Source organism: Moorena producens 3L, from assembly GCF_000211815.1.
GTDB classification, from domain to species: domain Bacteria; phylum Cyanobacteriota; class Cyanobacteriia; order Cyanobacteriales; family Coleofasciculaceae; genus Moorena; species Moorena producens.
Genome location: NZ_GL890823.1, coordinates 92,369 through 111,047, shown reverse-complemented (window position 1 = coordinate 111,047; position 18,679 = coordinate 92,369). Strand labels below are relative to the sequence as shown.

The following is an 18,679-nucleotide window of genomic DNA, read 5'->3' as shown; positions in this document are numbered from 1 at the left end:
CATTCAAGTACTAAATTCGATGATTAAGTTAATCTAATAATCGCGCTTCATAGCCCATGAATACTAATTCTGTTTATTCCTCGTTTACTGCTCTGACTCTTAAGGTTGTCGGGGTGATAATGATCGTTTCCTCTCTTTTGGATTACATCATTTTGGCAATTCCCTCACAGGGAGCTAGCCTGTTAAAGCCAGAGTGGCAGTTGAACTTTGCTACCCAAGTTGTTGACCGAGGCATTATCCCTATGGTCGGCATTGGGTTTTTATTTGCTGGATATTGGATTGCTCAAAGTGCTGCTACCGCTACCACACAGCCAAAATCTTCGGTTCAAGATCTCCGATTTTGGGTGCTGTGTCTCTCTAGTTTTCTAGGGTTGGTCTTTTTGCTAATGGTACCCCTACATCTCAATAACCTTCGTTTGCAAAGTTCCCAGGCTCTAGAACAAATTAACCAAAGAGCCAAGACCGCCGAAGTTCAACTGGAAAACCGCACTCAGCAAGTCACTGAACTTCTCAAAAGTCCTCAAGGTATAGCCCAGGTAGAAAAGAGACTCGCCGATTTAGATGCAGCCATTAAAAGTGGTAGGATTCCAGCACAACAGCTTGAGCAAGCCAAAGCTCAGGCTAACAGAGTTAGACAACAATTGCAGGCAATAAAGGAAAACCCTGACGTACTCAATCAAGAAGCAGAGCAGAATATTAACCAAATCCGTAGTCAGAAACTTCAACTAGAGAAACGAGCCACCACTGAAGCTTTCAAACTGGGCATTAAAACTGGTCTGAGTAGCTTACTCCTAGCAATTGGCTATATTGCCATTGGCTGGACCGGATTGCGCGGGTTGGGAAGTACACCAGTAACCCGTCGTGGACAAGCTTAGTAGGGTAGAGACTTTTAACCCTGACCAGATTTTTGATGATGATCCCCAAGACATGTTCTCGATCTATATCCTGACCTACAACGAAGAACTAGGTATTGCTGCTTGTATCGAGTCAGCCCTACTATCGGACGATGTGATGATCGTAGATTCAAATCAGTAGCGATCGCACTGTAGAAATTGCTAGTCAGTATCCGGTGCGAGCTGTGCAGCACGCCTTTGAAAGTCACGGACGTCAGCGCACCTGGATGCTCAAGGAAGTCCCCACCAAGTACGAATGGGTCTATATCCTTGAAGCTGATGAACGCATGACCCCTGAGTTATTTGCCGAATGCCAGGGAGCAATACAAGGACAGGAGCATGTGGCTTATTACGTTGCTGAGCGGGTCATGTTCATGAATCGGTGGATTCGCTACTCTACTCAGTATCCCCGTTACCAACTACGGCTGTTTCGTAAGGACAATGTTTGGTTTGATGATTATGGTCATACGGAACGGGAAGTATGTGATGGACCGACTGGTTTCATCAAAGAAACATATCCTCACTACACCAACAGTAAGGGATTTACCCGCTGGATTGATAAACACAATCGCTACTCTAGCGACGAAGCCCTCGAAACCTTGCGCCAGTTGGACCAAGGAACTGTTCAGTGGGCAGACCTATTTTTTGGGCGTTCGGAAGTAGAAAGACGCCGTGCCCTCAAAAACTTGTCCTTACGCTTGCCCTGGCGACCTGTATTGCGTTTTATATACATGTATTTCCTACTGGGAGGCTTCCTGGATGGTCAAGCCGGGTTTACCTGGTGTACCTTACAAGCATTTTATGAGTATCTGATATTGGTCAAACTTTGGGAACTCAAGCATCCCATGCACCCTCCCAGTAGCCGTGTCATGTCCTCAACTTCCCAAGGCTCAAAAGACTCTGATGCTACCCAGGTCACTTCATCCTCATCCTAGTAGTCTTGATGTCAGATTAGGGTAGAATCAAAGAGATTACTATACCATTGGCTAACTAACTGAATTGGCTAACTAACTGATAAATCAAACATTTCATAGTAAAACTGGGTAGCAGCAATCCCCGCGTCTAATCACCGGTGAGTGTCAATTCCGATTCTCTATCTTTGTTAATCTATCTCTGGTAATATGTAAAGAATAATACCGATTGATCTGGTCAAAGGGAAAAAGCTGGTCTGATGTTAGTTCATGCCAGTAATAACCCTATAGCTAGTGCTGGGTAAAATCTAGTCATGGGTATAACGCCCTAATGGCATCATATTGTCACCCATTAACTAGCGCCAGACTTTGGAAGTGGTATTCTAGATTGATCCGAACGGGCTACCGTTTTGTGGCAGTATCTAGAAACCAGATTTGGAGTAGCTAAAGCCAACTCCAAACTCTAGAACGGGAAGGTAAAACAGGTGTAATTCCACCGTTAAAACTTACCCAACTATCGAGATAAGCTAATAGGCGCAGCGTAGATTTTTCCGATGATATAGCTTCCCATGGGTGAAAGCAACCCAACTTTCCTCCCACTCCACCTACTGCAAAATCAGTGTCTATTGGTGTAGAATAACTGAGTTCGTTCCCGTAGCGTGCGCCTAGGCCCAATCTAACCAACTATCAGACCATTGAGGAGTCTAAAGTCAGGAGCTTCGATTCAGACTAATTGATTGTCAAGGAACTTTTCCGATAAATTGGCGAAAGAATCCAATAATATTCTGTATAGTGCCACTAACATCGCTGAATTATTATGATGAAAACTGAATTCTTTATCCTGTATCCTCCTCATAAGGGAGTAAATTGATTAGATTGCCCATTGCCCATGGGCGCACGCTACGGGAACGGCGCACGCTACGGAAACTGAGGTATACTAGTGTATAACGGCTATAGCCACCTTGGCATTTTTTCACCCACTCCAAAAAAAAGTGGCTAGAACAAGTTGGGAGAGTAGTTGTGATTTAGGTGGCTAGTAAAAAATTTTATTCAGTTATTAAAAGGAGAATCTGTGCTCTGTGTTCGAGGGCTTGAAGCAGGATCTAAAAAATGACCTAATTGCGGGGATTCTAGTGGTAATTCCCCTGGCTACCACAATCTGGCTGACGATTACAATCGCCAACTGGGTGATAAATTTTTTAACTAGAATTCCCAAACAAATTAACCCTTTTGATAATCTCAACCCTATCTTAGTAAATCTGCTAAATTTAGCAGTGGGACTGACAGTCCCACTACTATTTATTATGCTGATTGGCTTGATGGCACGCAACATTGTTGGACGGTGGTTGCTAGATTTGGGTGAGAAAATATTGCAAGCGATTCCCTTAGCTGGCTCAGTATACAAAACCCTTAAACAGATTTTGGAAACCCTTTTACAGGATTCTAAAACTAAGTTTAGTCGGGTGATTTTGGTAGAGTATCCTCGCCAAGGAGTCTGGGCGATAGCGTTCGTCACCGGTGTTGTGAGTGCACAACTCCAATCCCACATGAATCGTCCGATGTTGAGCGTTTTCATACCTACTACTCCTAATCCCACCAGTGGCTGGTATGCTATGGTTCCTGAAGAGGAAGTCATTAATCTTTCGATGTCCATCGAAGATGCCTTTAAAGTATTGCTCTCAGGTGGAATTGTTAGCCCAGATAGCCCTGCAATCCCAATTAACCTACAGCAGCCTCCTGAAAAGCAACCATTGGAAGAACCTTTGCCTGAGATGATACAGCAGGTTTTGCCAACAGAAGAAACCTAATCTTTTTGGGTAAAAGGACAAAATTAACTAAGGACAAACAATGCAACCTCGCAGAATGGCCCGTGAACTGGCTCTTTTGAGCATCTCTCAGATGCCCAACTCACCAGAGCGGTTGGATACACAACAACTGAATAATCTGGTGCTGGCGGCTGTTCGTACCCTGACTGGAGAAATTCAAGAGGCTTTAGAAACGGCGGCGGCTGAACTGAAACGGGGTAGCGATCGCATTCTCGAAAGTGAAACTCGCGCTACTGATGTACGTAGTGCTAGAGCAATGGTAACGGATGCAATTGAGTTAACCGAGAAAGCGATCAATCACTTGGGAAGTGCGGTAGAGATTCCCGAAATTGTCCAGTTGTCTAATACGGCTGAAGTCCGTAGCTATACCCTAGAAATTATCAAAGCTGTCAGTCGTAGACAGCTTGAGATTGATCAGATGTTGAACCAATCCCTGAAAGATTGGCAACTGAAGCGCTTACCTCGTATTGACCGGGATATTCTGCGGATGGCTGTGGCGGAAATTGCGTTTTTAGGTATCCCAGACCGAGTCGCAATTAATGAAGCAGTGGAACTGGCTAAACGCTACAGTGATGAAGAGGGACACCGTTTTATTAATGGTGTCTTGCGTCGTGCCAATGACTTGATTAAAACTCAAGCTCTACCACAATAGCGGAGGGAGTAGGGAGTAGGGAGTAGGGAGTAGGGAGTAGAGAGGAGGAGTATCGGGAATAGACTAAAATTAGCCTAATAGGCCAGGCTAGATCACAAAATTAAGAATATTAAGTCAAATATCGATAAAATTAAGGGAAAAGGTTAGGGATTAGCCTAGGGCTAAGCACTCAAAACCTAAATCAAATATTGAATATATATAGTTAATTGACGCCATAGTCAAGTAAGGGTAATGGTCTTTAATTGGTTCCACCGAAAGTCTGATCCTAGCGCAGAGTCTGCTGAGAAAAAGGACTCTGATACATCTCAAGTAGAATCGGAACAAAAGGCAACAGAGCAACAACCAATAGACCAAGCTGATTCTAAATCTGTCGAAGAGTCATCCTCAGCAGCAGCTGATGATTACCTGAGTTGGGCAAAAGCTGCCTACAAAAATATTCAGAAGCAACAAGTAGATCAATCTCCAGAGGAAGACACTACTGAAAGTAAGCCAGTAGATGATACAACGGCTCAGCCAGCAGCAACGGCTAAACCGGAAAAACCTCAAGAATCTCAGGAGACTGAATCTCTAGCGGCTGAAACATCCGAAGCGTCTACTGAATCTCCAGCGGCTGAAACATTGGAAGTGTCTGAGGAAACTGACACTACAGAAGTCGCTGAGATAGGTCAGATAGCTGTTGAAGAAGAATCACAAGCACAATCACAAGCACAATCACAAGTAGAATCACAAGTAGAATCACAAGTAGAAGAGTCTACAGTTAGTGAAGCTTCGGTAGATACTGCTGAAACGGTGGAACCAGTAACCGAGCAATCCTCTGATCAGATGGTAGAGGAGGTAGTATCAACACCATCGGATTCAGAATCTAATCATGACTCATCTATAGGTATGACCTTGGTTGAGAATAAACCAATCCCTGAGTCAGATAGCTTGACAACTGATATAGCTCCATCAGCTGAGACAACAGAGGAAGAAACGCCTGCTTCTGGCCCAAGCTGGGCGCGTCGAGCAAGTGCTAACCGACTAGCACGGCTGGAACGTCTTAAGGAAACAGCTATTGAGACCCCTGAACCGGAACCCGAAGTGGCAACTGTGATCGAAGAGGATGAAGGGGAAGCAGAGATAGATCAAGATATGCTGGGTCTGGCCTTTGATGATGGGTTCTTGTGGTCAGCAGAAGTGTTGGCATCTCAAGGAAGAAGTCCTGAGGATATCTCGATCGAGGAAATTAGCTGGCTCAAGCAACTGCGTCAGGGATTGGGCAAAACTCGTCGTAGCTTGATTAACCAAATAAAGGCGATTGTGGGTCAAGGCCCGTTGAATCAAGACGCGGTAATGGAGATTGAGTCGCTGCTGCTACAAGCAGATGTAGGAATTGAGGCCACTGACTATATTATTGATACTCTACAAGCTAAGTTGCGGGAGGAGTCTCTACCAGCAGAAAAAGCGATCGCATATCTCAAACAAATCATCAGAGATTTGCTAGAGCAACCTTACAGTAACAATTACAGTCGGATCTTTGCTCCAGAAAACGATACCTTGAATATCTGGCTGATGACTGGAGTCAATGGTGCTGGTAAAACTACTACTATTGGTAAACTCGCTAACTTAGGTCAGAAGTCAGGCTACCGTTGTTTAATTGCAGCAGCAGATACCTTTCGAGCTGCTGCAGTGGAACAAGTTAAGATTTGGGGAGAGCGCAGTGGTACTGAAGTGATTGCTAATCCTGGTAAGAATACTGATCCAGCTGCTGTTGTGTTTGATGGTATTAGTGCTGCCCAATCTAGAAATACCGAATTACTGTTGGTGGATACAGCAGGACGATTGCAAAATAAGAAAAATCTAATGGAGGAATTGGCGAAAATTCGGCGAATTGTTGCTAAAAAAGCCCCGGATGCCAAAGTTGAATCGTTGCTAGTGCTGGATGCTACTTTGGGTCAAAATGGTTTACGTCAAGCACAAGTATTCTCAGAGGCGGCAAAACTGAGTGGAGTGGTATTGACAAAATTGGATGGAAGTGCTAAAGGTGGTGTCGCTTTAGCAGTAGTGCGGGAACTGGGCTTACCGATTCGGTTTATTGGTGCAGGAGAAGGGATTGAAGATTTGCGGCCTTTCTCTAGTTATGAATTTGTGGAAGCTTTGCTTAGTGGCTAAGCTGGTTTTGACAGCAAGGGAGTAGGGAGTAGGGAGTAGGGAGTAGGGAGTCGGGAGTAGGGAGTAGGGAGTCGGGAGTAGGGAGTCGGGAGTAGGGAGTAGGGAGTCGGGAGTCGGGAGTCGGGAGCAGAGGGATAGGGTTTGACGGTTTTGCTTCGTTTTGCTTCTCACTGAATAATATCCAATATAAATGGACAACAGTTTAGTAATGTAATGACTAAGTTGTCCATACTTATTATGGAAGCAAAAAAATATAATTGCTAAAAAACGCGATCGCTAAAGTCTCCCTCATCAAGGATAAGCCAGCTTCTGGTTGATTCGATTTGAATGCGATTGGCCTAAGGTCACGCTACGCTATCGCAAATTCCCCATCAAGCTGAAATCACTTCAAAATCAGAAATCGTCTCAATCCAGACCCGTGCTCCACACTTGAGGGGATCATCTGGACGATACATCACCCGACAGGGGCCATTGACCTCTACCGTATGACCGTAAACATTTTTAGAGCCTCGCTTCACCGTAATCACAGGATTACGCTCTCCGGTCTTGAGATTTTGGCGAATGACTTTCTGATTAACGTGGATCACAGCCTTAGTGTACTCTGTACGCTTTGACCAGTTCCGTTTTGGTCCGCGAGTGCCAGGAGTCACCACCGGCATGCCATCAAACAAAGGAATTACCCAAGTTCTACCCACCTTATAAGCGCCTTTAACTCTGCCCTTACCCAGAAGGTAACGGACGCGAGTGGCAGAAACACCAAGTAATTCAGCGGCTTGTGCGGTAGAAATCATCATGGGTCGCAAACCATTGCTTTAACGATATTATTACTTTAACACACTTTTTCGGAAAATGCCAGGGCATGGTAAAACTATTGCACTGTCACAATTTAAAAGAGAAACGAATGGGATGAGTGGGTGTAGCAAGTTAAACAGGATAAGAGGGTGCTAAAAACTATTGCATTGTCGCAATTTCTAATTCGGTGGGATGTATGGGATGTGTAGAGATTGTAGGATGATTAGGATAAAAGGGTTCTATAAAACTATTGCATTGTCGCAATTTCTAATTCGGTGGGATGTATGGGATGTGTAGAGATTGTAGGATGATTAGGATAAAAGGGTTCTATAAAACTATTGCATTGTCGCAATTTCTAATTCGGTGGGATGTATGGGATGTGTAGAGATTGTAGGATGATTAGGATAAAAGGGTTCTATAAAACTATTGCATTATCGAAATATCAGCTCTGGCCTGTTGCCTGTTGCGTAAGCTATCAGCTATCAGCTATCAGCTATCAGTCATCAGCTTTTGAATAAAACAGGTAAGCATTTTTTTATCTGAGTTAGGGAAAGCTGACCGCTGACCGCTGACCGCTGACCGCTGACCGCTGACCGCTGACGGCTGAATGGTTACCCTGTTGCCTTTGTTATGGAAATGCGATTGACCGTAGGTCACGCTACGGGAACGCTTTCCTGGAACCCTTTGTTACTCGACCATAGGGAATGCGATCGCTTTTTCTATTCTCTCCTATGCACATTTTTGCTTTTTTGTCAATTCATAAGTCTTAAAATTTATCGATTGTTTCAGGGACATTAGGGTTTTCAAATGAGATGTAAACAGAGAATTGCTCTAACCGGAAACAAGAAACAGCTGAAAGAGAATATTAGCAAAGGACTCCGGGATTTTTTGATGTGATCAGAAATCCGCATTAGTGTTCATGACCTATTTGGAAAGGGGTTATTTTATCTGATGAAAGAATAAAAGATTAGATTAAAATTGTCTCTAGTTGGTTCCTCTTGTTCCGGATTGTGGTATAGTATTATCAAATAAACTATACTCAAAGTAAATAATCTTAAAAATATAGCTATTTGTTATGGTTTGGCTAGACAAGTTGTTGTTACCCCAATTACAACCCTGATAGCTCATCATACTAGATAATCAGATAATACTAATTTTTATAAGTTTATAGTCTGGTAAATTTACGGATTTGATTGAAAAGGCTGGTTGTTAACTTCTCTAACTTCCCCCTTATCCATCGAAGCTGTAGATGCAGCTTGCCAGTAACTTAATCAATAATTGTGTGATTGTGGCTTGTGCTATACGGGTATATCTCGTTTTTGCTGTTTGACACGGTGGTGCGTTACGGGCAGCAACATAACCCTGGCTACGAGGCAGAAAATGATCGCCCCCCTAACGCACCCTACTGGCGTGGCACAGCTAAAATAGTGCAATAGAAATAGGATAACTGAGGCGGAAAGTATGGGAAGAGGAAAACGAGACAAGGTGATTCTGAGTCGAGAACAGAGAAAAAGGCTGGAAGTCATAAGCAACAATGGATACGCCCCAGCCAAAAAAATACTTCATGCTCAAATACTGTTGATGTCAGACGAAGGAGGGGAAGCAAAGCGGAAATGGACAGATAACGAAATTGCCTTAGCACTCAATCTCCATCGCAATACAGTGGGTCGAGTGCGAAAAAAATTCTTAGAAAAAGGAGTAGTGCCAGCTAAGGAGAGAAAACTCAGAAGGAAACCACCAGTAGAGCCGATTGTGGATGGAGAAACAGAAGCTCAAATTATTGCCCTTTGTTGCAGTGAGCCACCCCAAGGGAGAGGGAATTGGAGTTTGAGACTCTTAACTACAGAACTCAAGCGACGCACAATCGTCACGGAAATTTCTAGGGAAACAGTGAGACGAACCCTAAAAAAAACAAATTGCGTCCCTGGAAAACTCAGAGATTCTGTATTCCAGAACGAGATTTGCCAAGATTTGTAGCCGAAATGGAAGTAGTTCTAGACCACTATACCTGTCCTGAAAATCCAGAAATCCCCTTAATCTGCATGGATGAAGCCAGCAAGGAGTTACATGGTCACGCTAAGCGAACCGATTCCGATGCAGCCAGGAGTAAATGCCAAAGAAGACTATCACTACACCCGTGAAGGAGTCCAAGCCCTATTTAGGTTTTTTGACCCCAGCCGAGGTTGGCGACGAGTCAGTTGTCGCGACAACCGCACCAGCTCCGACTGGGCTATGGAAGTCAAGCAATTACTCGATATTGACTATCCTGATGATCACATTGTGCGCTTGCTGTGCGACAACCTCAATATCCATAACATCTCCTCTTTTTACAAGACTTTTCCCGCCTCTGAAGCCCACAGTTTGGCACGGCGACGGTCGTTGATTCACACGCCACGCAATGGTAGTTGGCAAAATGAACGCGGAAACTGAGCTATCAGTACTGTCTCAGCAATGTCTTGACCGTCGGATTGCCACGGTTGAGGAACTAAAGAATGAACTTGATGCATGGCAACAAGAGCGCAACAGTAGTTCAGCCAAGGTCGTTTGGCGATTTACTACCGAAGATGCACGAGTCAAACTTAAACACCTATATCCTGTATTTGAACTTGATGAAGACCTAGAATCTAATGCACCAAATTAGCTGTGCCACGCCACTACACAATATTTTCAAATATGAGTAACTTTGTCAATGTAAAGAGAGCTGAAGTCAATGACCGATGAAAACATTTCCCGACCGAATCCCCAAGAAGCTGAGACTTTATTGGCTGACCTATTTGAGCAAGTGAAAAAATGGGAAAGTCCCCTGGATGAAAGTACAAAGCTTGGTGTAGGTGGAACCGCCGTTAAAAACTTGCAGGAAAGTAGAGTTATCTTTGGCAATCCTAGGGATAAGTTGATATTACTTACCGAAGACCTATTTGAAGAAACTGAAGAGGGATTGACCAATATTTATCGACAGCAAATGCGTGATGCATTTGATTTCTATTACATGACTGTGACTGTCGATTTGCGTCCTAAACCAGGGGTTATATTTTGGCGATTATGCTGTGAGCTTGACTTCAGTCCCAAAGGAGAAAAAGAGCCCATCGTTCAGTCTATTTTCCCCAAAAGCCAATGGCGACCTGTGATGAACTTCGGGGTGGGCATGAATTTAGGTATCAATAGCAATCTTGATTGGAGTATCGGGATTGATAGCACTGAACTAGCCGAATTTACAACTATTCCTGCGGAGCTCAAAGCTAATGTAGGAAATAAGAACGAACTCAAAGCATTCATTGTCATTCCTGAGTATGCTTACGAAGCTGGTCACTTTGAAATTATTTCCCAAGGTGAAGGTAACTCAAGGTGTTACTGGCGGATTGAAGAGCCGGAAATCCAAAAAATACTGACAGTCCAATTTGCAATTGTCTTTAAAGTGCCTAAGGAAATAAAGTCTATTAATTTGCGCGGGATCGCCTGGGGTGAGCCGGATATGAACTGGTTAACTGCTGATATCCGTGATGTTTTCAGTGATCTGGCAGATAGATTCCAAACCTTAATACGAAATAAGAATAAGGCAGCAATTAAATTCAGTCGTAGTGATGTTAAGGAATGGATATTGAACCTGCCGAAAGCTAATCTTCAACAGGATTTAGCGACTTAAATCGGGTGCATCTTTTGGTTGTAAATCTATGGTAAGCTATCAGCATTCAGCTATCAGCATTCAGCTATCAGCATTCAGCTATCAGTTATCAACTATCAGCTTATGCGTCACAGCGTCGAAGCCTGTGCCACGCTTTTGAATAAAATCGGCTGACGGCTGAAGGCTGTTCGCGTAGCGTGCGCGTAGCACATAGGCTGAAGGCTGACCGCTGACCGCTGACCGCTGACCGCACCTCAAGTAGCGTGCGCGTAGCGCGTATGCTTACCAATTCATCAGCTTTATCTGATCAGACCGCTATGACTAGAGCCAAATACATTTATCGCATCTGCGTGATAAATCCTCGTAGAGTGCGGGTTGAAAAGGAAGAACCTGGAAAGCCCAATAATCGAATCCCTGGAATATTTCGCTATCAGGATAAGATCACCCCAGAAGTCAAGGAGTTGATTGAGAAGGTTCGTCAAAACGGATTAAACGATGCTAACCAGTCGAGGTTTCTGGGAGAAGCGTTGTTTGATACCTTGTTTGATGATGAACTTTGCGATGACTTTATAGCATTTTATAACGAAGTTGTTCACACTAAACAGCAACTGCTACGGGTAGAACTACATATAGATGAGCGAAAGATGCCTGAAGTGGCAGCGTTCCCGTGGGAATTTATGTGTTTACCCGAGAAGAAATACTCAGGAACAATGTGGTTGGCTACTGCACCTGCTTTGGTCTTCTCGCGCCTGCCCTCACAGCGGATTTCAGCACCACCGATGGAGTCAGGGGCAAATGAAAAAATGCGGATTGCCTTAGTTGTCTCTGCACCCACAGATTTAAATCCAGTTGCCTACGAAGAAGTACAGGCGGCGATAGAGACACTAGCCCAGGAACAACCAGAGCAGGTGGAATTGTTACCAGTAGTGAATCCAGCTAGCCGCAAAGCTATTGATAACATTCTCAGGAAAAAGCCTCACATTTTCCATTTCATCGGTCATGGTCGTTTTCAGAATGAAAATGGTGAAATTGCCTTGGTGGATGAATTTGATCAGGCACGGTGGATTAGCGCCAATGACTTTAGTGAGCTATTGAATCAGCATCGACCTAGAATTATTTTGTTGCAGGCATGTCAGGGAGCAATGGAGTCTACATCGAAAGTATCTGTAGGGCTAGCTTCCAAGGTTGTGCAGCAAATTATTCCTGTACTCGTGGCAATGCAGTATCCCGTGTCTAACAGCACAGCTAGCCGATTTGCCTGCCACTTTTATAAACAATTAGCTCAAGGGAAGCCAGCGGATATAGCAGTACAGGAAGGAAGACGAGAAATTAGTCTCCATGAATCAACAGGATATCGGAAACGGGATTTTGCCACACCTGTGATTTTCATGCAAGTGCAAGATGCTCAATTAATTCAACGTCCAATTGAGTCATTTCAACGTCTAAATCAGCCAGTTGTGCTAGACAAGCCAAGCCATAAACAGCTCCATGTAAAGGATGCTCGCCAATCACAAGGGGTCAAACGAGCGCTGTTGATTGGAGTCAGTAAATATGGAAAGGGGTTAAAGCCACTACCTGGCGCAACCAAAGATTTAGAGGAAATCAAAGGAATACTGGATTCCCCACAACTGGGAAATTTTGTTGATGTCAAAGCTCTCAGCAATCCTGATCGACAGGAAATGGAAGAGGCTATTGAAGAGTTATTCGCTAGTTCTGAAAAAGATGATTTGGTGTTACTGTTCTTTTCAGGTCACGGTGTCAAAGATAGCAGCAATCAACTGTATTTAACAACTCGTATTACTCGTAAGAATTCACAGGGGGAACTAGTTAAGACAACAGCCGTTTCTGCTAGGGCTATCCATAACATCATGAATGGTAGCCGCTCCAAGCGACAAGTCGTTATCCTCGACTGCTGCTTTAGTGCAGCTTTTCGTAAGGGCCTACTGGTTAAAGATGATCGCTCCGTCGATCTTCAAAATCAATTAGGAGGAGAAGGGCGTGCTATTCTCGCCTCTTCAACTGACTATTCCTTTAGTCAATTGGACAAACAGCTCTCAATTTACACTCAGTATTTGGTACAAGGCATTGAAACGGGAGAAGCTGATTTGAATGGGGATAGGGTGATTTCTCTGGATGAGTTACATGAGTACATCGAAAATAAGATTAAAGAAACCCTTCCTGTCATGACTCCTAAAATCTATACTGATCAGGAAGGTTCTAAAATTCAGATTGCTAAAGCACCAAGGGATTATAGCCCTGTTTCAGATACTCCTTTAGTTACCCCAGAGGGGATAAAATAAAGTTCAAAAGCAGATAGTTTGATAATACTTAGCTTACCTATGAAAATCCTCTCAAAACTTGTTATAGTTATCGCTATTGTGGTGATTTCTGTTTTGCTGCGTGTGGCTTATTTAGAGAAAGAATCTGTGTATTGTAATGATATAATTGAAGGATTTCATAAAGGTAACAAAAAAGCTACTAATACGTACTATAATGATCAGGAGTTTAAAAGGCGGTGTAATCCTGAATAATAAATTTTATCAGTGATATTGGTCTATAAACACTTAAATTTTTATATTACTTGATTTTGGTTTAATAATTTTACAAATCTGTATCTTTTTTTGTTGATTGGGTTGATTTTGGGTTTTATTTATGCAGTCTTCTAAGTAATCTTTATTAATCGCAAATTCATAATTATTATTATCTAGTGTTATTTTTTCAAAAATGATATCACCACTAGTGAAGGAATCGTTTATCTTAGTTACTTCAATAGATGATTGAAGGTAACCTATAACCGGAGTAGGATCTTCATCATTTGATGGTTGTATGTCATGTAGGGGGACATATGGTGAAAAGCATTGTAAACAAACCTTATCATTAAAATTCGGTTTGTAATTATCCTGACCAACAGCTGTTGTAACTATACCGAGCAGGAGAATAATGCTTACTCCAATAATAACAAGGTAATTTAAAATTTTTCCTTTCATGGCAAAGAGAAAAGTAATGGTTGACTACTATACTCTTCGCTAGCTCTAAATTGAATCAGGATATTTTACTAAGAAACCAAGAAATATCTCCAAAAATTCATGAAATGGCGGTAAACTCGTATAAAACAGTGTTTTACACTACTCAATGTTTATGGTAAGTTAATTCTTTGGTTGAAGAAAAAGACAAAAGGCAAAAGGCAAGAGGCAAAAGGCAAAAGGCAAAAGGCAAAAGGCAAAAGGCAAAAGGCAAAAGGCAAAAGGGGACTTACGCCACATTGACTGGTTTGATGGGATTGGCAGTAGGTCACGCTACGGGATTGGCCTACTGCCACCCTACGCGATCAAGCGAAGCTTCCGCGCTTATGCGATCGCAAAAGAACACTTTGTGATTGATCGATGTGAATGCGATCGCAAAAAGACACCTTGTGATTAATTTGATGTGAATGGGATTGGCCTACTGCCACCCTACGCGATTGACCGTAGGTCACGCTACGCGAACGCATTCACATCCCATCAAGCTGAAATCACTTCAAAATCAGAAATCGTCTCAATCCACACCCGTGCTCCACACTTGAGGGGATCATCTGGACGATACATCACCCGACACGGGCCATTGACCTCCACCGTATGAGCGTAAACATTTTTAGTGCCTCGCTTCACCGTAATTACAGGATTACGCTCCCCGGTCTTGAGATTTTGGCGAATGACTTTCTGATTAACGTGGATCACAGCCTTAGTGTACTCTGTGCGCTTTGACCAGTTCCGTTTTGGTCCGCGAGTGCCAGGAGTGACCACCGGCATGCCATCAAACAAAGGAATTACCCAAGTTCTACCCACCTTATAAGCCCCTTTAACTCTGCCTTTGCCCAGAAGGTAACGGACGCGAGTGGCGGAAACACCAAGTAATTCAGCGGCTTGTGCGGTGGAAATCATCATGGGTCGTAAACCATTGCTTTAACGATATTATTACTTTAACACACTTTTTCGGAAAAGGCAAGGATATAGTAAAACTATTGCATTATCGCTATTTCAGGGCTTGTGGTAGGTTTGGGATATTTAGGTTATTTGGAAGGTTTGGGAGGTTTGGGAGTGCTGAAAAACTATTGCATTGTCACAATCTCAAGCAGTAGGGGCAACTGGGATTAGTGGGATTAGTGAGAGGAGTGAGATAAAAGTGTTATCAAAAACTATTGCATTTTCACAATTAAATGCTAATACCAAGTTGCATGGCCAACGGCTGAATACTTACTTAAAAAAAATCAAAAATAATTATTTCCAGATCCGCTGTTTCCTATTTCCTACTCCCTTTGCTAAAAACTAATTGTTAAAATCGTTGATAACAAAATTTTTGGCCGAAACCTTACTTAGTCAGGGATTATATAAAAAATCTCTAGGCTCAAGGTTAATAAAAAACTAAAAAAATTAAGTTAATATTAAATCTAGGTTAACTTTACAAAATATTTATACCCTACTCAGATAAAATTACACTAAAAATTTACAGCGACTTCAAAAACAAGCTTTAACCAAACCTTATAATTATGTTTATATAAATACAATCAAAATTTAACCTGGAAATGAAAACCTTACTAAGGGAGGTCAGCCAGTTTCAATCATCACGTAAACCTAGGCCAAGGCGATTTAAGGTTGGCAACAATTACGTACTAGGTGATAGCTGAAAGCTGAAATGCTGACACAATTTAGCTAGTTTCTGTGCTTCTAAGTCTCTAGATATAAAAACGCTAAATTCGAGAGTTTTAGTCTCGTTGATTCCAGGATTTTATGAAATTAAAAGGATTTGCATCTTTACCAGCTGATACCTTTGCAGAGGGACCCCAGTCTGGTGCAGACAATGGCAACGGTGAACCGATTTCTGCCAATGGTCGCACCGGTCCGTTTGATGGACAACCTGTTCAAGGCTTTAGTGGTGTTCAGTTTGCTCCTAGTGGGGGTGGCTCTTTTTGGTTTCTATCAGATAACGGTTTTGGAGCCCAACAGAATAGTGCGGATTACCTACTCAGACTCTATCAAGTTAACCCTGATTTCAAGGGTGCAGAGGATGGAGATGGTAGTGTAGAGATTGAAGGCTTTGTTCAACTGTCTGACCCTGATGGCAAAATTCCTTTCAAGATTGTCAACGAAGACAGTAGCGGACGCTTTCTGACCGGGGCGGATTTTGATATCGAGTCTTTTGTGATTGATGCTAAAGGCGATATCTGGATTGGTGAAGAATTCGGTCCATTTTTACTTCACTTCGATGCTACTGGTAAACTGCTCGAAGCCCCTATTTCTACTCCCAATATCCCCGGTAATACCACAGGGGAATTTGTGCGATCGCCTCAAAACCCAGATTTAAAGTTCAATACCCTTGATGGTGATCCTCCCCTAGTAATTGCACACCGGGGTGCTAGTGGTGATCGTCCAGAGCATACCTTAGAAGCTTACGCTCTAGCCATTGAACAAGGGGCTGATTTCATTGAGCCTGACCTAGTAATCACCAAAGACGGTGTCTTGATTGCTCGTCACGAACCGTTGCTAGATGATACCACTAACGTAGCTGAAGTATTTGGTGAAGACCGCAAGTCCACCAAACTGCTCGATGGTGAAGAAATTACTGGTTACTTTGCTGAAGATTTCACCTTAGCAGAAATCAAGCAACTGCGTGCTGTTCAGTCTCGTGACTTTCGTAGTGATGAGTTTGATGGTCAGTTTGAAATTCCCACTTTCAAAGAGGTTATCGAACTACTCCAGCAGGTAGAAGCGGAAACTGGTAAAAAAATCGGTATCTATCCTGAAACCAAGCATCCTACATTCTTCGATGACCAAGGCTTATCCCTAGAAGAGCCTTTAATCGCAACCCTACAAGAAACTGGTTTTACCGACCCCAGCCGGATTTTCATCCAATCCTTTGAAGTAGCTAACCTAATTGATTTACAAAATAACTTGCTACCTGGGGCTGGATTGGAAAATCTACCCCTAGTACAGCTCTACGGAGATGTAGACGATCAATTCCTAAATGCTGGTGGTGGCGGTTTTTCTGCTCCCTACGATATTGTTGCTAATTTCAGCAAACCTGACTTTACCGCAGAAGAGGCTCGGGCTACCTACGGCGATTTAGTTGACATTGTTCCCGACTTTGGTGCTGATGTCACTGGTGATGGTATTCCCGATACCACTTACCAAGATTTAGCCACTCAGACAGTCTTTGACTACATTGGCGCTAACTACGCTGAGGGTGTTGGTCCTTGGAAAAACAGCTTTTTGCTGCGGGAATCGATCGATACTCCTGTTGATGGCAATGGTGATGGCATTGCTGAAATCACTACCCAGCTCACTGGTGAAGTTCGTCCTTTCATCGATTGGGCTCATGATGCAGGAATGCAGATTCACCCCTACACCCTACGTAATGAAGAGCGCTTCCTGACCCTCAACCCTGATGGTACCCCTCAAAGCCCAGAGGATGAGTTCCGTCAATTGATTGAGCTTGGAGTAGATGGTTTCTTTACAGACTTCCCAGAAACTGGAAGAATTGTAGTTGACCAAGAAACTATACTGCCTAATCTATCTAGGTCTCGCGGATTTGAGGGCATGGCATTTAGCCCTGACCGCACCACCTTGTATCCCCTACTCGAAGGTGTAGTAGATGGGGACCCAGAGGATGCTCTACGCATCTATGAGTTTGATGTTGCTTCCAGTGAATACCAAGGTCTGGTAGGATTTTACCGTACCGATGTTCCCGGTCATCCGATTGGGGATTTTACCCCCATCAATGACAACGAGTTCTTAGTCATAGAGCGGGATGGTAAGCAAGGAGCGGAGGCTCAGTTCAAGAAAATCTTTAAGATTGACTTGTCTGAGATTGATGAAAATGGCTTTGTTGCCAAAGAGGAAGTAGTTGACTTGCTCAACATTCCTGACCCAGATGATGTGAACGGGGATGGTGAACTCACCTTTACCTTCCCATTTGTCACGATCGAAGATGTATTGGTGATTGATCAGAATACGATCTTAGTTGCCAATGACAACAACTATCCCTTCTCCGTAGGACGGGGTCCGGATATTGATAATAACGAAGTTATTCTGATCGAATTAGATCAACCCCTGGATGTAGATCCTTTATTAGGTCTTCCAGCCCCCAACTTTATTTCAGGTACTCCAGATAGTGATGAAATTGTTGGCGAGTTAGGTAACGATTTCATTACTGCTGCTGAAGGCAATGATACCGTTGATGGCGGTCTGGGCAATGACCTGATTCAGGGTGAAGCTGGAGATGATGTATTGCAGGGAGACTTTGCTGATAGCACCATTGGCGGAGATGACGTTATCTTCGGTGGCTTAGGCAATGACCGGATTAACGGCAATCTCGGCAATGACAAACTCTACGGTGGTGCAGGAGATGACTTTATCTTCGGTAATGAAGGTGATGACTTAATCCGAGGTGGATTAGGTAATGACTTCTTGACTGGTGATGACTCTTCTGGTATTAGCGGTAGTGATACCTTTGTCTTAGCTGCTGGGGAAGGTACAGATTTCATTCTCGATTTCCAGGCAGGAGTTGACTTAATTGGTTTAGCCGATGGTTTGACCTTTGGTCAGTTATCCATTGAACAAGATTCGCAAAATGCTCGCATTAGTTTGGAGAATCAACTATTAGCAACTTTTGCGATCGCTAATCCTCTAACAGAGGCTGATTTCACGATCATCTAATCCGTTGTAAAACCGGGTAATTAAAGGATTACCCGGTTTTTATTATTTGGTAATACGCAATACTGCGTGGGTTAAGGATCCAGTATTAAAGCTAACCTCTCCGAGGAAGTTAATACCAGTGACAACTTTGGAGTTACTATC

Annotated in this window: 18 protein-coding genes and 2 pseudogenes; 12 read left to right on the top strand and 8 right to left on the bottom strand. The window is 43.2% G+C overall.

Annotated elements, in window-relative coordinates:
- Positions 1-56 precede the first annotated feature (56 nt).
- Both hpsJ-B and LYNGBM3L_RS02200 read left to right on the top strand, forming a co-directional pair.
- Positions 57-875: a hormogonium polysaccharide biosynthesis protein HpsJ gene (gene hpsJ-B / locus LYNGBM3L_RS02205; RefSeq protein ID WP_008178528.1), complete on the top strand. Its 819-nt coding sequence runs from the start codon at positions 57-59 to the stop codon at positions 873-875.
- 52 nt (positions 876-927) lie between these two features.
- Positions 928-1,828, top strand: a pseudogene (locus LYNGBM3L_RS02200) (glycosyltransferase family 2 protein).
- A 420-nt stretch (positions 1,829-2,248) separates the two neighbouring features.
- Here LYNGBM3L_RS02200 and LYNGBM3L_RS39460 read toward each other — a convergent pair.
- Both LYNGBM3L_RS39460 and LYNGBM3L_RS42650 read right to left on the bottom strand, forming a co-directional pair.
- Complete coding sequence (locus tag LYNGBM3L_RS39460; protein WP_131827010.1) at positions 2,249-2,488, bottom strand: hypothetical protein; 240 nt, start codon at positions 2,486-2,488, stop codon at positions 2,249-2,251.
- Between the two features lie 152 nt (positions 2,489-2,640).
- On the bottom strand, positions 2,641-2,781 hold the full coding sequence (locus LYNGBM3L_RS42650) for a hypothetical protein (protein ID WP_154659653.1): 141 nt from the start codon (positions 2,779-2,781) through the stop codon (positions 2,641-2,643).
- Between the two features lie 102 nt (positions 2,782-2,883).
- Here LYNGBM3L_RS42650 and LYNGBM3L_RS02195 point away from each other — a divergent pair, with 102 nt between their 5' ends.
- The 3 genes from LYNGBM3L_RS02195 (at position 2,884) to ftsY (ending at position 6,433) form a co-directional block, all read left to right on the top strand.
- Positions 2,884-3,612 (top strand): DUF502 domain-containing protein, encoded by a 729-nt coding sequence (locus tag LYNGBM3L_RS02195; protein ID WP_008178521.1) that lies wholly within the window; start codon positions 2,884-2,886, stop codon positions 3,610-3,612.
- A 40-nt stretch (positions 3,613-3,652) separates the two neighbouring features.
- The gene (gene nusB, locus LYNGBM3L_RS02190; protein ID WP_008178519.1) at positions 3,653-4,282 is read left to right on the top strand and encodes a transcription antitermination factor NusB; all 630 of its coding nucleotides are present in this window, start codon (positions 3,653-3,655) and stop codon (positions 4,280-4,282) included.
- A 231-nt stretch (positions 4,283-4,513) separates the two neighbouring features.
- Complete coding sequence (ftsY, locus tag LYNGBM3L_RS02185; RefSeq protein ID WP_008178517.1) at positions 4,514-6,433, top strand: signal recognition particle-docking protein FtsY; 1,920 nt, start codon at positions 4,514-4,516, stop codon at positions 6,431-6,433.
- On the opposite strand, the gene LYNGBM3L_RS45370 is transcribed toward ftsY, so the two are convergent.
- The 3 genes from LYNGBM3L_RS45370 to LYNGBM3L_RS45365 form a co-directional block, all read right to left on the bottom strand.
- Entirely contained in the window at positions 6,341-6,604 is a 264-nt protein-coding gene (locus LYNGBM3L_RS45370; RefSeq protein WP_081473242.1) for a hypothetical protein, read from the bottom strand. The genes ftsY and LYNGBM3L_RS45370 overlap by 93 nt on opposite strands.
- A gap of 200 nt (positions 6,605-6,804) precedes the next feature.
- The gene (locus LYNGBM3L_RS02180; RefSeq protein ID WP_044492023.1) at positions 6,805-7,227 is read right to left on the bottom strand and encodes a helix-turn-helix domain-containing protein; all 423 of its coding nucleotides are present in this window, start codon (positions 7,225-7,227) and stop codon (positions 6,805-6,807) included.
- 487 nt (positions 7,228-7,714) lie between these two features.
- Complete coding sequence (locus LYNGBM3L_RS45365) at positions 7,715-7,882, bottom strand: hypothetical protein (RefSeq protein ID WP_154659652.1); 168 nt, start codon at positions 7,880-7,882, stop codon at positions 7,715-7,717.
- A gap of 804 nt (positions 7,883-8,686) precedes the next feature.
- Between LYNGBM3L_RS45365 and LYNGBM3L_RS37785 the strand changes: the two are divergent.
- Both LYNGBM3L_RS37785 and LYNGBM3L_RS02165 read left to right on the top strand, forming a co-directional pair.
- Positions 8,687-9,866: pseudogene (locus LYNGBM3L_RS37785) on the top strand (IS630 family transposase).
- 69 nt (positions 9,867-9,935) lie between these two features.
- A complete protein-coding gene (locus LYNGBM3L_RS02165; RefSeq protein WP_008178504.1) occupies positions 9,936-10,868 on the top strand; it encodes a hypothetical protein in 933 nt (310 codons plus the stop codon).
- Positions 10,869-10,968: 100 nt separating this feature from the next.
- Here LYNGBM3L_RS02165 and LYNGBM3L_RS42640 read toward each other — a convergent pair whose 3' ends face one another.
- On the bottom strand, positions 10,969-11,136 hold the full coding sequence (locus LYNGBM3L_RS42640) for a hypothetical protein (RefSeq protein WP_154659651.1): 168 nt from the start codon (positions 11,134-11,136) through the stop codon (positions 10,969-10,971).
- 28 nt (positions 11,137-11,164) lie between these two features.
- Here LYNGBM3L_RS42640 and LYNGBM3L_RS34605 point away from each other — a divergent pair, with 28 nt between their 5' ends.
- Positions 11,165-13,147 carry a caspase, EACC1-associated type gene (locus LYNGBM3L_RS34605; RefSeq protein ID WP_161603117.1) on the top strand — a complete coding sequence of 661 codons (1,983 nt, stop codon included), beginning with the start codon at positions 11,165-11,167 and terminating at the stop codon, positions 13,145-13,147.
- Positions 13,148-13,186: 39 nt separating this feature from the next.
- Positions 13,187-13,378, top strand: coding sequence for a hypothetical protein (locus tag LYNGBM3L_RS02150; RefSeq protein ID WP_008178500.1), 192 nt, complete (start codon positions 13,187-13,189; stop codon positions 13,376-13,378).
- Between the two features lie 33 nt (positions 13,379-13,411).
- On the opposite strand, the gene LYNGBM3L_RS02145 is transcribed toward LYNGBM3L_RS02150, so the two are convergent.
- Positions 13,412-13,834 carry a hypothetical protein gene (locus tag LYNGBM3L_RS02145; RefSeq protein ID WP_008178498.1) on the bottom strand — a complete coding sequence of 141 codons (423 nt, stop codon included), beginning with the start codon at positions 13,832-13,834 and terminating at the stop codon, positions 13,412-13,414.
- A 167-nt stretch (positions 13,835-14,001) separates the two neighbouring features.
- Here LYNGBM3L_RS02145 and LYNGBM3L_RS42635 point away from each other — a divergent pair, with 167 nt between their 5' ends.
- On the top strand, positions 14,002-14,223 hold the full coding sequence (locus LYNGBM3L_RS42635) for a hypothetical protein (RefSeq protein ID WP_008178494.1): 222 nt from the start codon (positions 14,002-14,004) through the stop codon (positions 14,221-14,223).
- A gap of 124 nt (positions 14,224-14,347) precedes the next feature.
- On the opposite strand, the gene LYNGBM3L_RS02135 is transcribed toward LYNGBM3L_RS42635, so the two are convergent.
- Positions 14,348-14,770 (bottom strand): helix-turn-helix domain-containing protein, encoded by a 423-nt coding sequence (locus LYNGBM3L_RS02135; RefSeq protein ID WP_044492020.1) that lies wholly within the window; start codon positions 14,768-14,770, stop codon positions 14,348-14,350.
- A 238-nt stretch (positions 14,771-15,008) separates the two neighbouring features.
- On the opposite strand from LYNGBM3L_RS02135, the gene LYNGBM3L_RS46895 reads away from it, so the two are divergent.
- On the top strand, positions 15,009-15,155 hold the full coding sequence (locus LYNGBM3L_RS46895; RefSeq protein ID WP_207554304.1) for a hypothetical protein: 147 nt from the start codon (positions 15,009-15,011) through the stop codon (positions 15,153-15,155).
- Positions 15,156-15,613: 458 nt separating this feature from the next.
- Positions 15,614-18,538 (top strand): esterase-like activity of phytase family protein, encoded by a 2,925-nt coding sequence (locus LYNGBM3L_RS02125; protein WP_008178488.1) that lies wholly within the window; start codon positions 15,614-15,616, stop codon positions 18,536-18,538.
- The last annotated feature ends 141 nt before the right edge of the window (positions 18,539-18,679 follow it).

Coding starts and splice junctions, on each gene's coding strand:
- hpsJ-B (WP_008178528.1), top strand. CDS start 57: ATGAATACTAATTCTGTTTATTCCTCGTTTACTGCTCTGACTCTTAAG.
- nusB (WP_008178519.1), top strand. CDS start 3,653: ATGCAACCTCGCAGAATGGCCCGTGAACTGGCTCTTTTGAGCATCTCT.
- ftsY (WP_008178517.1), top strand. CDS start 4,514: ATGGTCTTTAATTGGTTCCACCGAAAGTCTGATCCTAGCGCAGAGTCT.
- LYNGBM3L_RS02180 (WP_044492023.1), bottom strand. CDS start 7,227: ATGATGATTTCTACCGCACAAGCCGCTGAATTACTTGGTGTTTCTGCC.
- LYNGBM3L_RS02165 (WP_008178504.1), top strand. CDS start 9,936: ATGACCGATGAAAACATTTCCCGACCGAATCCCCAAGAAGCTGAGACT.
- LYNGBM3L_RS34605 (WP_161603117.1), top strand. CDS start 11,165: ATGACTAGAGCCAAATACATTTATCGCATCTGCGTGATAAATCCTCGT.
- LYNGBM3L_RS02150 (WP_008178500.1), top strand. CDS start 13,187: ATGAAAATCCTCTCAAAACTTGTTATAGTTATCGCTATTGTGGTGATT.
- LYNGBM3L_RS02145 (WP_008178498.1), bottom strand. CDS start 13,834: ATGAAAGGAAAAATTTTAAATTACCTTGTTATTATTGGAGTAAGCATT.
- LYNGBM3L_RS02135 (WP_044492020.1), bottom strand. CDS start 14,770: ATGATGATTTCCACCGCACAAGCCGCTGAATTACTTGGTGTTTCCGCC.
- LYNGBM3L_RS02125 (WP_008178488.1), top strand. CDS start 15,614: ATGAAATTAAAAGGATTTGCATCTTTACCAGCTGATACCTTTGCAGAG.